Below are 12,358 nucleotides of genomic sequence, written 5' to 3'. Positions count from 1 at the left end.
GTGGGTAGACCAGGCGGCCTGCAGACGCATATGATCCCGATCATATGCCTCCGATCGACGATCGCGCGCCGGGACGCTTGCCGCAGCTGGATTGGCCGGCGCTCGCACCTCTGTCGCCGCTGCTGGCTGCGCTGCCAGAGGCCGCGCGGCTGCGGACGCGGCGTGTCGAGATCCCGCGGCATGGCCACGTGTTCCGCCGGGGCGATCGGCCGCGGGCGATGTTCTTCGTCCTCAGCGGCGAGGTCAGGCTGCTGCGCCGTTCGCGCGGCGGTGACGACGTCGTCCTGCAGCGCGCGCGTCAGGGCTTCCTGGCCGAAGCCAGTCTCGACCAGGCGGCCTATCATTGCGACGCCGTGACGGCGCAGGATTCGGTGCTGCTCGCGATCGACAGCCAAGCATTCGCGGAAGCGCTGCGGCGCCCGGAGATCCGGGAGAGATGGAGTGACCATCTGGCGCGAGAGCTGCGCAAGGTCCGTGCGCAGGCGGAGCGGCTGAGCCTCAAGACGGCACGCGAGCGAATCGTACATTTCCTCGAAACCGAAGGCCAGGGCGGCACGATCGCGCTCGATCGCTCGAAGAAGGATTGGGCCGCCGAGCTCGGCCTCACCCATGAAGCGCTCTACCGCGCGCTGGCGCGCATGCAGCAGTCCGGGGCGCTGATCGTGCGCGGCAGCCGCCTGCGGCTGCGCTGAGGCGTTGGACCACGCCGGTCCATCCAACGTCAGCCTTGACGCTCATCCACTATATCGATAATTCTGGATATATGGAAAACGAGCAGGCCGTCATGGCCCTGGCCGCGCTGGCGCAGTCCACGCGGCTGCAGGCCTTCCGCATCCTGGTGCAGCACGAGCCCGAGGGGCTGGCCGCAGGCGAGCTCGCGCGCCTGCTCGAGGTGCCGCAGAACACGCTCTCGGCGCATCTGTCCGTGCTGGCGCGCGCGGGCCTCGTCGGCTCGACCCGGCGCAGCCGCTCGATCGTCTACCGCGCCGATCTGGCGGCGTTTCAGCAGGTCGCTCTGTTCCTGCTGCAGGACTGCTGCGGCGGCCGGCCGGAGATCTGCGCGCCCGTCATCGCAAGCCTCACGCCGTGTTGTCCGCCGAAGCGGAAGGAGAAGAGCCGTGCCTGATCGCAGCTACAATGTGCTGTTTCTCTGCACCGGAAATTCCGCGCGCTCGGTGCTCGCCGAATCGATCCTGCGCAAGGACGGCGCCGGCCGCTTCCGCGCCTTCTCGGCCGGCAGCACGCCGAAGGGGGCGGTGCATCCGCTCGCGATCGAACTGCTCAGGCGCATGGATTATCCGACCGGGGATCTGCGCTCGAAGAGCTGGAGCGAGTTCGCTGCCGCAGGCGCCCCGGTGATGGATTTCGTCTTCACCGTCTGCGACAACGCCGCCGGCGAGGCCTGCCCAATCTGGCCGGGACAGCCGACGACCGCGCATTGGGGCATCGAAGATCCGGCGGCGGCCGAGGGCACGGAGCTGGAGCGGCTTGCGGCATTCACGACCGCCTTCCGTTACCTGAAGAACCGCATCGGCGCCTTCATCAATCTGCCGCTCGACCGCATCGACGCGCTGTCGCTGGGCACCCGGCTGCGCGAGATCGGGGCCGGCGAGGGCGCAACCGCGTTCCGCTCCGACGTGGCCTGATCCGATGACGACGTTCGAACGCTATCTGACGATCTGGGTGCTGCTGTGCATCGGCGTCGGCATCGCTCTCGGCCATCTGCTGCCCGGCGTCTTCGCCGCCGTGGCGGGCGCCGAGATCGCCCGGGTGAACCTGCCGGTGGCAGGCCTGATCTGGCTGATGATCATCCCGATGCTCCTGAAGATCGACTTCGCGGCGCTCGGCGAGGTCAAGGCGCATTGGCGCGGCATCGGCGTCACCCTGGTCGTGAACTGGGCGATCAAGCCGTTTTCAATGGCGCTGCTGGGCAGCCTGTTCATCGGCCACGTGTTTGCGCCGATGCTCCCGGCAGGACAGTTGTCGTCCTATGTCGCAGGTCTGATCCTGCTGGCCGCGGCGCCATGCACGGCCATGGTGTTCGTGTGGTCCAACCTCTGCGAGGGCGAGCCGCACTACACGCTGAGCCAGGTCGCGCTCAACGACGTCATCATGGTGTTCCTGTTCGCGCCGCTGGTGGGGCTGCTGCTCGGCGTCGCCTCGATCGCGGTGCCGTGGACCACGCTGCTGCTGTCGGTGCTGCTCTATATCGTGGTGCCGGTGATCGTGGCGCAGCTCTGGCGCGGCGCGTTGCTGCGCGCCAAGGGTGGCGCCTTCGAGCGCACCTTGCGCGTGCTGCAGCCGGTGTCGCTGCTGGCGCTGCTGGCGACGCTGGTGCTGCTGTTCGGCTTTCAGGGCGAGCAGATCCTCAGGCAGCCCGTCGTCATCGCCATCCTCGCCGTGCCCATCCTGATCCAGGTCTATCTCAATGCGGGCATCGCCTATTGGCTCAGCCGCCGGCTCGGCGTCGCCTGGTGTGTCGCGGCGCCTGCGGCGCTGATCGGCGCCAGCAACTTCTTCGAGCTCGCGGTCGCCGCCGCCATCAGCCTGTTCGGGCTCGACTCCGGCGCCGCGCTGGCGACGGTCGTGGGTGTTCTCGTCGAGGTGCCCGTGATGCTGTCGGTCGTGCGCATCGTCAAGGCCAGCCGGGAGTGGTACGAAGCGGGACTGCCGGCCTAGAGCACGGCGCCGGCCTCAATGGCGCGGCTCGTCCTCGGTGTCGTCGTCGCCCTCGCGATCGCGCTTGCTCGGCTCGTATTGCAGCTCATCAGCCTGCGCATGCCGCGCGGCGAGCTGAGCGACGCCTGGCTGGGCATGGGCCAGCGGCGCGAGAGTTGGCGTCCCCACCACGTCGGCGCGGGCCACCGAGGCGGTGCCAGGTTCTGCCATGGTAAGTCCTGCCATCACGGCGGCGAGCATCAACAGCTTTCGCAAGATCGATCTCCTCATCAGCAGGCAGCCATGGCTCGGCCGCTCCGGGCCGGGATCGTCTCGCACCCCCGCTGACGACAACCCGTCGCCGTGCGTCAGCAACTTGTCAGCTCGTTCGTGCAGAATGCCGGGCCATGTGTATCCCGCAAGGCTTGCTCGAATCCGGGCACAATTCCGACATCGGAAAATCAAAATCGACTCCGCACCTAGCGTCTGCAACTCCAGCATCTGCAAGTCATGTGCAATCCACAGCCGCCGGCCACAGCGCAGCCAGCGGCGCGTTTCTTCGAACATCTCATCGTCGGACCGGGACAATCATGCATTCGCCTTCAATCGGACGGTCCATGCGCATCACTTTGCTGGCGATGCTGATCTCGACGGCGGCGTCGGCGGCGACCGTCGCGCGCGAGGACGATCGCGAGCGCCGCGACGCGATGCGCCGCGCGGTCGAATCCGGCGACGCCTTGCCCTTGTCACAGATTCTTCCCAAGCTGCGCAGCCGGATCGCCGGCGACGTGACCGGGGTCGATGTCGAGCGTCAGCGCGGTCGCTGGCGCTACGAGTTTCGAATCATCGGGCGCGACGGCCGGGTGCGCGAGGTGTATGTCGATGCGCGCAGCGGCGAGATCGAGCTGGTCGAGGAAAAGTAGTTGGGGATGAGAGATGCGTGTGTTGCTCGTCGAGGATGATCCGCGGCTGGCGTCCGATCTGTCGCGGACGCTGCAGGCGGCGGGTTATCTGGTCGAGATGTCCGGCGACGGCGAGCAGGCTTGGTTTCTCGGCGATACTGAGGATTACGGCGCCGTCGTGCTCGATCTCGGATTGCCGAAAATGGACGGCCTGTCGGTGCTGAAGCGCTGGCGCGGCGCGGGCCGCCACATGCCGGTCCTGATCCTGACCGCGCGCGCGAGCTGGGCCGAGCGGGTCGACGGCATCGATGCCGGCGCCGATGATTATCTGCCGAAGCCGTTTCGCAACGAGGAGCTGCTGGCGCGTTTGCGCGCGATCGTGCGCCGCTCGTCGGGGCACGCCTCGTCGGTGCTGTCGTCGGGCGATCTCGCGCTCGACGAGCGCCAGATGAAGGTCAGCGTGTGCGGCGTGCCGGTGGCGCTGTCGCAGCTCGAGTACCGGCTGATCGCCTATCTGTTGCGGCAGAGCGGCCGGGTCGTGCCGCAGCACGAGCTGGAGGAGAACGTCTACGGCCTCGGCCATGATCACGATTCCAACGCGCTCGAAGTGCTGATCCGCAGGGTCCGCAAGAAGCTCGGCGCCGAGATCATCGAGACCCGCCGCGGCTTCGGCTACATGATCGCGGAGACGGCGCAATGAGGCTGGGCTCGCTGCGGCTTCGGCTAGTGGCGGCGGGCACCATCGCAATCCTGGTCGCGCTCGGCGTCGCCGGCTTCGGCATGGTGGTGCTGTTCAAGCGTCATGTCGCCCGGACGCTCGCCTCCGATCTCGACGTCCATCTGCGCCAGCTGCTGAACGGTCTCGAGGTCGATGCCGACGGCCGCATCATGGTGTCGCGGGCGCCCGCCGATCCGCGCTTCATCATTCCGCTGTCGGGCCTGTATTGGCAGCTCTCCGACGATCACGGCCAGCTGCTGCGCTCGCGCTCGCTGTGGGACACGATCCTGCCGCTGCCGATCGACGAGCCGGGACCGACCGACGTGCATCAGCACGAGCTCGCCGGACCGGACGGTGCGCGCGTGCTGGTCGCCGAGCGCGGCATCGTGATGAATCCGGAACGCCCGATCCGGGTGCGCGCCGCGGTGGCCTACGATCTCGACGGCGCCACCAGCGCGGTGCGCACCTTCGCCAAGGATCTGTCGATCGCGCTCGCGGTGCTCGCCGTCATCCTGGCGATCGGCACCTCGGTTCAGGTCAGCCTCGGGCTGCGGCCGCTGACGGTGCTGCGCCGTGGCGTGGCCGAGATCCGCAACGGCCGGCGCCGTTATCTTCCGGTCGCGGTGCCGACCGAGGTGGCGCCGCTGGTCGAGGAGGTCAATGCGCTGCTCGATGCGCAGAGCCGTGAGATCGTGCGCTCGCGCAGCCGCGCCGCCGATCTCGCGCACGGCTTCAAGACGCCGCTGGCCGCGCTCGCCGCCGACGCCGCGCGGCTCAAGGAGCTCGGCCAGCTGGAGCTGGCGCGCAATGTCGAGGATGTCGCCGAGGCCATGAGCCGCCAGGTCGACCGCGAGCTGGCGCTGGCGCGGTTGCGCGGAAAGCTGCGCGGCGAGCCGCAGGCGTCGACCGAACTGGCGCCGCTGGTGGAGGCGCTGCTCGGCACGCTCGGCCGCACGCCGGCCGCCGCGCATGTCAGCTTCGACGGCGAGGTGCCGGCGGGCTTGAGCGTGGCGATGGATCGTACCGATCTCGCCGAGGTGCTCGGCAATCTCCTGGAGAACGCTGCGCGTCATGCGACAAGCACGGTGCGCATCGTCGCGCGCGCGGCCCCGCCGAGCGTGACGGTGGAGGATGATGGTCCGGGCATTCCCGACACGCAGATCGGCCGCGTGCTCGAGCGCGGCGGCCGCCTCGACGAGCAGGGGCCGGGCAGCGGCCTGGGCCTTGCGATCGTGCAGGACGTGCTGGAGGCGTATGGCTGGAAGCTGCAGATCGGGCGCTCCGAACTCGGCGGTGCCAAGATCACGATCGCCCCGGCCCTCATGCCGGCGCCGCAAGGCCCGCAATCGCCGGCCCTGGTGCCTCAACAGATACGTTCCATCCTGACGGCCAGCTGACAGCCGGCGTCAGCGCCGCGTCGCCCGCGCTGAGCTAAGCCTCAAGTCATATCGCTTCCGCGCTCCCGCAGGAGAGGCGGACATCTGACCCGAGGAGGCTGCCATGCGTATTCGAAATTCCGCCAAGACCTACGGCTCCGTTGCGATCGGTTTGCATTGGATCGTCGCCGTGCTGGTGCCAGCGGCCTGGATTTCGGGCCATCTCGGCGACATGCTGTCGCGGCAGTCCCACGACACCGGTCTGTTCATGCACGTCTCGCTCGGGCTCGCGATGCTCGGCTTCGCGCTCGCCCGCCTGGCGTGGCGTCTCGCCGATCCGCCGCCGGTCCCGGAAGCGACGAAACTGGGATCGTGGACGGTTCACGTCAGCGAGATCGTGCACCTGCTGATCTACGGCATCATGTTCGCGATTCCCGTACTCGGCATTCTCACGCAATTCGCCCGCGGCACTGCCTTGCCGGTGCTCGGCCTGTTCGAGATCGCCTCGCCCTGGGTCGGCGACCGCACCTTCGCGCATGACCTGAAAGAGATGCACGAGGTGCTGGCCAACGGCCTGATCATTCTGATCGGTCTTCACGCCGGAGCGGCGCTGCTGCATCACTACTGGCTGCACGATCGCACCTTGAAGCGGATGGTGCCGGGCCTGCGGGGATGAGCCGGGGCTGAGACATGTCATCGGGGCTGTGGCCGAAACGGTCTAGAAGGCTTCCATCAAAGATCGAATCGGAGGTCCCATGCCGGCCACGCCTCATGTCGAGAAGCACTTCACCGCTCCGAGAGCGTCCGCGACGTCGTGATCGGCATGGCCGACGGCTTGACGGTACCGTTCGCGCTCGCCGCCGGCCTGTCGGCGGCGGTCACCACCACGGATGTGATCGTCACCGCCGGCCTCGCCGAGGTCGTCGCCGGCGCGATCGCGATGGGCCTCGGCGGCTATCTCGCCGCCCGCACCGACGCCGAGCACTATGCCGCCGAGGAGAAGCGGGAGCACGACGAGGTCGAGCGCCTGCGCGACCGCGAGATCGCGGAGGTCGCGGAGGTCTTCCGCGGCTACGGTCTCGAAGGCCAGCAGTTGGACACGGTGGTCGAATCCATCGCGGCAGACCGCAAGCGCTGGGTCGATTTCATGATGCGCTTCGAGCTCGGCCTCGAACGGCCCGACCCGAAGCGCGCGCCGGTCAGCGCCATAACGATCGGCGGCTCCTATGTGATCGGCGGCCTGATTCCGCTCGTACCCTACATGCTGGTCCACGACATCGCGCCGGCGATGCGCATCTCGGTGGTCGCGACCGGCATCGCGCTGCTCATCTTCGGCGGCATCAAGGGCCACTTCACCGGCGTCAGCAAGATCAAGTCCGCACTGCAGACCGCGCTCGTCGGAGGCGTCGCCGCCGGCGCCGCCTTCTGGCTGGCGCATCTGTTCGGGTAGCGCGCCCAGACAACAGGTGTCGTCCCTGCCTAGCGCGCAATTGCGCGCGCTGCGCAGGGACCCACACCCCGTGATGTTTGAAACAGGCCCGCTGCGAGTCCCGCGCAAGACAAACAAACCCTGTGGTTATGGGCCCCCGCGTTCGCGGGGGCGACAGCTGTGGGTGACGCGTCGCGCGTTGCCTCCGGGACCATCCCCCCTTCGTAGAGCCCCACGATAAATCCGACGGCTGCCTCTTGCCTGTGGCGCGTTACCTTGGTACATAGGTAACATGAAAGACGTTCAACGTATCCAGACCGGCGTGCGGATCGAGCAGCGCACGCTCAAGGTCCTCAAAGCGCTTGCCGAGTATCTCGATCTTTCGCTCGGTGATCTCCTCGAAGGCATCGTGCTTCATGCGTTCGAGGCGAAGCTGCCGTTCTCGCCGGAGACCTTGCGGCAGATCGCGCGGCTGAAGGAAGTGTACGGGCTGGACCTGTGTGCCGAAGACGCTCACCGGCTGACGGAGGCCCCCGATGCAGGATGAGTGCAGTCTCGTCGCCCGCTTTCTGCGGGCGGAGATCGACAACACGACGTTTCGCCATGTCGACCATTTGCGCGTCGGCTACGAACTCCTGGACAGGTACGATTTCACGACGGCAGCGCACATCTTCAGCAGCACGCTCAGAGCGATCGCGGCGCGCGCCGGCCGACCCGAGGCCTTCCACCACACCATCACGATCGCGTTCCTGTCGTTGATCGCCGAACGTCGACTCGACCGCCCGACGTCCGATGTCGAGGATTTCCTCGACTTGAACACGGACCTGCAGGACAAGGCGATCCTTCACAACTGGTATGCTCCGGAACGGCTGAACTCGGAGGCCGCGCGCAGCACCTTTCTGCTGCCCACGGCAGGTGCGCGCACACCGACCCTGCTGCCGTCAAAGATCAAGCCCGCGTGACCTGACACCGAACCGGTGAACCGTCGAAGCCTCTCTTCGTCTCATCGAAGAGGCCTTGTGACGTCTCGGGCGTTCGCAATTCTCGAAGGCCTACTTACGTTGGCTGACAAGCCGCGGTCGATCTTTGAGCGGAGGCTATCGTGGGTCGCCAGCGATCGAATTTGAGAGACGCTCCGGAACGCAAACCGTCTCTCGCCGACGCGGCGGCAATGACGGTCGCAACGGCCGCAAGCGATCCTTTTGCATTGCTGTTCGTCCTTGTCGTATGTGGACGCTTCTGGAAGGTGGGCTTGATCCTGATGGCCCTGATCGCCACCGTGGTGATGATCACGGGGTTTCTGGCCTTGTGGATGAAGCACTGGGACATCTAAGTCGCGCCCGGATGTGAGCTTGTAAGGCAGGCACTCCCGCGCCGTGCCCACCGCGCGCACCCACCGCTACATAGGGTCTCGTATAGGTGAAAGTGGCTGCGCGTGCAGTCTTTCCGCGGCAATCCTTCGAGACGCCCGCCTGCGGCGGGCTCCTCAGGATGAGGGCTTTTCTCTGCAGCAAAGTTGTAATCCTCATGGTGAGGAGCGTCGCTCTTGCGACGCGTCTCGAACCATGAGGCCACAGGCCGCAGACCAGACCCTTTCGGATTCGTCAGTCACATGCCATGATCATGTGATGACGCGTGCGCTTCTCTTCGTGGCTTCTATCACATTGTTTGCAACCGCTCCGGCCGCGGCGCAACGGTTCGGCGGCGATGGTCCGGTGTGCCTCCAGGTGTGGAAGCGCGGCGGTTCCAGCACGATCTCGTGTCAGTATCTGTCATGGGACGCGTGCCAGGCCGAGGCCGCGGGCCGCTCTGCTACGTGCGTACTGAACCCTTATGCACAACCCCCGTCCGAGCCAGGCCGCCGTCGGCCTCCGCGCTAGACGTCCGATTGCGTCGGACGACACGGTCGAGTTTCAACGGACGTGCACCCGCCGTCCGCTCGAGCTGATCAATCTCTCTCTCATTTCTGTTAAAAATAAATCTATTGCTATTTTTCGGAAATCATGCTTGATTGTCCCGGTCCCGTGCTCCTCGAGAGGGGCGCGTCGCGATCGTCACGATACGTTGGGCGCGGGATGCGGTGGCTGTGGGCGTGCTGCAGCGTGGGGAAACCTGCGCCGACGAACGGCAGGCTTGCGGACGTGAAGACGCGTGGTTCTGGCGCCCCGAGGCTGGCGTCAAGTCCGGAGGTCATGATGATCCTTCGGGCGACGGTGGCTACAAGCCGGACACCGGGAAGAGCGCGAGATAAGCGTGAAAACCATCGTGCGGGGAATGCCGGGATGTCTCGGCTGAACCTGTGGTGACTGCCGCCTGCTTTTTTTCTGCAGGCGGGCCATGGGCGAGGCCAGCGCCCGGCATTCCCCGCGCCCTCTGCCTGATCCGAGGGCAACAGCGATGACAAGACTCGGGCGGATGACGCCGCGAGAGCAGTGACTCATGTCACGAGACGTCGCATGCGACCCGCGGCAGCTCGCGCGAGGGAACCAAATTCCGCAGCCAAGGTTAGTTGGCATGAAGAAGGGATCGCCAATGCGCCGTGCCAAAATCCAGCCGAACCGCAACAAGCTCGACATGACCGATGAGGCCCAGGTCCGCGTCGTGACCAAGCGGTTGAAGATGACGCCCGCCGAATTGGCCGAGATGGTCGGACGTATCGGCAATTCCATCACGGCGATCAACAAGGAGGTCACGCAGCAGCGCGCCGCGAAGCTGGCGGTACCGGCCGGCGCCGTGATCGCCTCGGTGACCGTGACCGAGACGAAGGCTGAGGTGATCATGCCCGACGACACACCACCGGCCAGCTGACGGGCTTTGCATAAAAGGGGGCAGTGATGGATCAACTGACTGACAGGGCGGACGCCCTGACGCAGGCCGCTTTCAATTTGCGCAAGGTCAAGATCAGCGAAGGCCGGCCGTTTCCGCTCGGTGCGACCTGGGACGGGCTCGGCGTCAATTTTGCGATCTTTTCCGCGCACGCCACGAAAGTCGAGCTGTGTCTGTTCGACGAGCGAGGTGAGACCGAGCTCGAGCGCATCGAGCTGCCGGAATACACCGACGAGGTCTGGCACGGCTATCTGCCGACCGCGCGGCCGGGCACCGTCTATGGCTACCGCGTGCACGGGCCCTACGAGCCGGATGCCGGCCACCGCTTCAATCCCAACAAGCTCGTCATCGATCCCTACGCCAAGCAGCTCGTCGGTCAGTTGCGCTGGGGGCCCGAACTGTTCGGCTATCAGCTCGACCATGCCGACAAGGATCTGTCGTTCGACGATCGCGACAGCGCGCCGTTGATGTTGAGGTGCCGGGTGATCGATCCCGCCTTCACCTGGGGCACCTCGCGTAAGCCGGAGATTCCGTGGGAGCGGACCGTCTTTTACGAGATGCACGTCAAGGGCTTCACCAAGCTGCATCCGCTGGTGCCGGAGGCCGAACGCGGCACCTTCGCCGGCCTCGCGCATCACGACATTCCGGCCTATCTGCGCTCCCTCGGCATCACATCGGCCGAGCTGCTGCCCATCCACGCCTTCATCGATGACAGCTATCTGATCGACAAGGGCCTGCGCAACTATTGGGGATACAATTCGATCGGCTTCTTCGCGCCCGAGCCGCGCTACCTGAAGACACCGTTCGCGACCGAGTTCAAGACCATGGTCAACCAGTTCCACGCCAACGGCATCGAGGTCATCCTCGACGTGGTCTACAATCACACCGCCGAAGGCAACGAGCTCGGTCCGACCTTGTCGTTCAAGGGTATCGACAACGCCAGCTACTACCGTCTCCTGCCGGACAACAAGCGCTACTACATCAACGACACCGGCACCGGAAACACGGTGAACCTGTCGCATCAGCGCGTCCTCCAGCTCGTGGCCGACTCGCTGCGCTATTGGGCGACCGAGATGCGGGTCGACGGCTTCCGCTTCGACCTCGCCACCATCCTGGCGCGCGAGCCCTATGGTTTCGACGAGGGCGGCGGCTTTCTCGATGCCTGCCGTCAGGACCCGGTGCTGTCGGGCGTCAAGCTGATCGCCGAGCCCTGGGACATCGGCCCGGGCGGCTATCAGGTCGGCCAGTTTCCGCCGGGCTGGGCGGAGTGGAACGACAAATTCCGCGACACCACGCGCGCGTTCTGGAAGGGCGATGGCGGCACCATCGCCGACTTCGCCAAACGCATCTCCGGCTCCGGCGATCTGTTCAACAAGCGCGGCCGCCGTCCGTGGGCGAGCGTCAACTTCATCACCGCGCATGACGGCTTCAATCTCAACGATCTCGTCTCCTACAACGACAAGCACAACGAGGCGAACGGCGAGGACAATCGCGACGGCCACAGCAACAATCATTCGTGGAATTGCGGGGTCGAGGGGCCGACCGACGATGCCGAGGTCACCGCGTTGCGCGAACGGCAGAAGCGCAACATGCTGGCGACGATGCTGCTGTCGCACGGCACGCCGATGCTGCTCGCGGGCGACGAGTTCGGGCATACCCAGGATGGCAACAACAACGCCTATGCCCAGGACAACGAGATCAGCTGGCTGGACTGGATGGGCATCACTGCATCTGGCCGGCAGCTGCGCGAGTTCACGCGCAAACTGATCGCGATGCGCAAGGCATTTCCGATCCTTTATCGTTCGCGCTTCCTGGTCGGCTCGCTCAACGAGGAGCTCGACGTCAAGGACGTGACCTGGCTCGCGCCCTCCGGCGAGGAGATGATGACCGAGCAGTGGACCGACGGCAACGCGCGCTGCTTCGGCATGCTGCTCGACGGCCGCGCCCAGGAGACCGGCGTCAGGCGCCGCGGCTCGGATGCGACCCTGCTGTTGATCTACAATGCGCACCACGACGTGGTGAACTTCACCTTGCCGTCGGTGCCCGAGGGGCACAATTGGCTGGCGCTGATCGACACCAATCAGCCGGACGCGCACGTGCAGTCGCTGCCGTTCGGCCATGTCTATGAAGTTACCGGCCGCTCCATGCTGGCCCTCGGCCTGTCCTCCGAGCAGCAGCCGATGCGCGGCCTCCGCCACGGCCTCGGCGCGCTGCTCGACATCGCGGAGACGCCGCTGGGGTAGGGGAGTTTGGGGGATCGATTGTCAGGAGTGTGGGGGCAGGGGTGCCCACAGCCGTCCTTCGAGACGCGCGCCAAGCGGCGCGCTCCTCAGGACGAGGGCGGTGTTTGTTGCGCGAGCGCTCTGGGGCAGCTGCGAGCTCTGGCGCTCCGAGCCAAAGCCTCAACCCTCATGGTGAGGAGCGCGCCGCTTGGCGCGCGTCTCGAACC

Annotated in this window: 15 protein-coding genes and 1 pseudogene; 15 read left to right on the top strand and 1 reads right to left on the bottom strand. The window is 66.2% G+C overall.

The annotated features are described in order from the left end of the window. Positions 1-44: 44 nt before the first annotated feature. The 4 genes from ACQR1I_RS13470 to arsB all read left to right on the top strand — a co-directional run bounded on the left by ACQR1I_RS13470 (position 45) and on the right by arsB (position 2,679). Positions 45-692 (top strand): Crp/Fnr family transcriptional regulator, encoded by a 648-nt coding sequence (locus ACQR1I_RS13470; protein ID WP_434865069.1) that lies wholly within the window; start codon positions 45-47, stop codon positions 690-692. A gap of 71 nt (positions 693-763) precedes the next feature. Then, the gene (locus ACQR1I_RS13465; RefSeq protein ID WP_434865068.1) at positions 764-1,126 is read left to right on the top strand and encodes an ArsR/SmtB family transcription factor; all 363 of its coding nucleotides are present in this window, start codon (positions 764-766) and stop codon (positions 1,124-1,126) included. Continuing rightward, positions 1,119-1,646, top strand: coding sequence for an arsenate reductase ArsC (locus tag ACQR1I_RS13460; RefSeq protein ID WP_434865067.1), 528 nt, complete (start codon positions 1,119-1,121; stop codon positions 1,644-1,646). Before ACQR1I_RS13465 ends, ACQR1I_RS13460 begins: the two co-directional genes overlap by 8 nt. A gap of 4 nt (positions 1,647-1,650) precedes the next feature. Next, entirely contained in the window at positions 1,651-2,679 is a 1,029-nt protein-coding gene (gene arsB / locus ACQR1I_RS13455; protein WP_434865066.1) for an ACR3 family arsenite efflux transporter, read from the top strand. A gap of 15 nt (positions 2,680-2,694) precedes the next feature. Here the strand turns inward: arsB and ACQR1I_RS13450 are convergent, their stop codons facing one another. Continuing rightward, positions 2,695-3,246, bottom strand: coding sequence for a hypothetical protein (locus tag ACQR1I_RS13450; RefSeq protein WP_434888732.1), 552 nt, complete (start codon positions 3,244-3,246; stop codon positions 2,695-2,697). Positions 3,247-3,275: 29 nt separating this feature from the next. Between ACQR1I_RS13450 and ACQR1I_RS13445 the strand changes: the two genes are divergently transcribed. The 11 genes and pseudogenes from ACQR1I_RS13445 to glgX all read left to right on the top strand — a co-directional run bounded on the left by ACQR1I_RS13445 (position 3,276) and on the right by glgX (position 12,152). Next, positions 3,276-3,581: a PepSY domain-containing protein gene (locus tag ACQR1I_RS13445; protein ID WP_434865064.1), complete on the top strand. Its 306-nt coding sequence runs from the start codon at positions 3,276-3,278 to the stop codon at positions 3,579-3,581. A 13-nt stretch (positions 3,582-3,594) separates the two neighbouring features. Next, a complete protein-coding gene (locus tag ACQR1I_RS13440; RefSeq protein WP_434865063.1) occupies positions 3,595-4,260 on the top strand; it encodes a response regulator transcription factor in 666 nt (221 codons plus the stop codon). After that, positions 4,257-5,675 (top strand): sensor histidine kinase, encoded by a 1,419-nt coding sequence (locus tag ACQR1I_RS13435; protein ID WP_434865062.1) that lies wholly within the window; start codon positions 4,257-4,259, stop codon positions 5,673-5,675. Before ACQR1I_RS13440 ends, ACQR1I_RS13435 begins: the two co-directional genes overlap by 4 nt. 103 nt (positions 5,676-5,778) lie before the next feature. Continuing rightward, the gene (locus ACQR1I_RS13430; RefSeq protein WP_434865061.1) at positions 5,779-6,330 is read left to right on the top strand and encodes a cytochrome b; all 552 of its coding nucleotides are present in this window, start codon (positions 5,779-5,781) and stop codon (positions 6,328-6,330) included. 79 nt (positions 6,331-6,409) lie between these two features. Beyond that, a pseudogene (locus ACQR1I_RS13425) lies at positions 6,410-7,104 on the top strand (VIT1/CCC1 transporter family protein). 271 nt (positions 7,105-7,375) lie between these two features. Then, positions 7,376-7,630, top strand: coding sequence for a hypothetical protein (locus tag ACQR1I_RS13420; RefSeq protein WP_434865060.1), 255 nt, complete (start codon positions 7,376-7,378; stop codon positions 7,628-7,630). Next, a complete protein-coding gene (locus tag ACQR1I_RS13415) occupies positions 7,620-8,045 on the top strand; it encodes a hypothetical protein (protein ID WP_434865059.1) in 426 nt (141 codons plus the stop codon). Before ACQR1I_RS13420 ends, ACQR1I_RS13415 begins: the two co-directional genes overlap by 11 nt. A gap of 140 nt (positions 8,046-8,185) precedes the next feature. Further along, complete coding sequence (locus ACQR1I_RS13410; RefSeq protein WP_434865058.1) at positions 8,186-8,416, top strand: hypothetical protein; 231 nt, start codon at positions 8,186-8,188, stop codon at positions 8,414-8,416. A 232-nt stretch (positions 8,417-8,648) separates the two neighbouring features. Next, a complete protein-coding gene (locus ACQR1I_RS13405; protein WP_434865057.1) occupies positions 8,649-8,963 on the top strand; it encodes a DUF3551 domain-containing protein in 315 nt (104 codons plus the stop codon). A gap of 652 nt (positions 8,964-9,615) precedes the next feature. After that, positions 9,616-9,891 carry a DUF3606 domain-containing protein gene (locus ACQR1I_RS13400; RefSeq protein ID WP_434865056.1) on the top strand — a complete coding sequence of 92 codons (276 nt, stop codon included), beginning with the start codon at positions 9,616-9,618 and terminating at the stop codon, positions 9,889-9,891. Between the two features lie 26 nt (positions 9,892-9,917). Beyond that, positions 9,918-12,152: a glycogen debranching protein GlgX gene (gene glgX / locus ACQR1I_RS13395; RefSeq protein ID WP_434865055.1), complete on the top strand. Its 2,235-nt coding sequence runs from the start codon at positions 9,918-9,920 to the stop codon at positions 12,150-12,152. The last annotated feature ends 206 nt before the right edge of the window (positions 12,153-12,358 follow it).

The sequence above is a fragment of the Bradyrhizobium sp. HKCCYLS2038 genome (genome assembly GCF_051167655.1).
In the GTDB taxonomy this organism is placed as follows: Bacteria; Pseudomonadota; Alphaproteobacteria; order Rhizobiales; family Xanthobacteraceae; genus Bradyrhizobium.
This window is presented reverse-complemented; position numbering and strand designations above follow the sequence as displayed.

Excerpts from the sequence above, each read along its gene's own strand:
- ACQR1I_RS13470 (WP_434865069.1), top strand. The coding sequence starts at position 45 with ATGCCTCCGATCGACGATCGCGCGCCGGGACGCTTGCCGCAGCTGGAT.
- ACQR1I_RS13465 (WP_434865068.1), top strand. The coding sequence starts at position 764 with ATGGAAAACGAGCAGGCCGTCATGGCCCTGGCCGCGCTGGCGCAGTCC.
- arsB (WP_434865066.1), top strand. The coding sequence starts at position 1,651 with ATGACGACGTTCGAACGCTATCTGACGATCTGGGTGCTGCTGTGCATC.
- ACQR1I_RS13445 (WP_434865064.1), top strand. The coding sequence starts at position 3,276 with ATGCGCATCACTTTGCTGGCGATGCTGATCTCGACGGCGGCGTCGGCG.
- ACQR1I_RS13440 (WP_434865063.1), top strand. The coding sequence starts at position 3,595 with ATGCGTGTGTTGCTCGTCGAGGATGATCCGCGGCTGGCGTCCGATCTG.
- ACQR1I_RS13435 (WP_434865062.1), top strand. The coding sequence starts at position 4,257 with ATGAGGCTGGGCTCGCTGCGGCTTCGGCTAGTGGCGGCGGGCACCATC.
- ACQR1I_RS13430 (WP_434865061.1), top strand. The coding sequence starts at position 5,779 with ATGCGTATTCGAAATTCCGCCAAGACCTACGGCTCCGTTGCGATCGGT.
- ACQR1I_RS13420 (WP_434865060.1), top strand. The coding sequence starts at position 7,376 with ATGAAAGACGTTCAACGTATCCAGACCGGCGTGCGGATCGAGCAGCGC.
- ACQR1I_RS13415 (WP_434865059.1), top strand. The coding sequence starts at position 7,620 with ATGCAGGATGAGTGCAGTCTCGTCGCCCGCTTTCTGCGGGCGGAGATC.
- ACQR1I_RS13405 (WP_434865057.1), top strand. The coding sequence starts at position 8,649 with ATGAGGCCACAGGCCGCAGACCAGACCCTTTCGGATTCGTCAGTCACA.
- ACQR1I_RS13400 (WP_434865056.1), top strand. The coding sequence starts at position 9,616 with ATGCGCCGTGCCAAAATCCAGCCGAACCGCAACAAGCTCGACATGACC.
- glgX (WP_434865055.1), top strand. The coding sequence starts at position 9,918 with ATGGATCAACTGACTGACAGGGCGGACGCCCTGACGCAGGCCGCTTTC.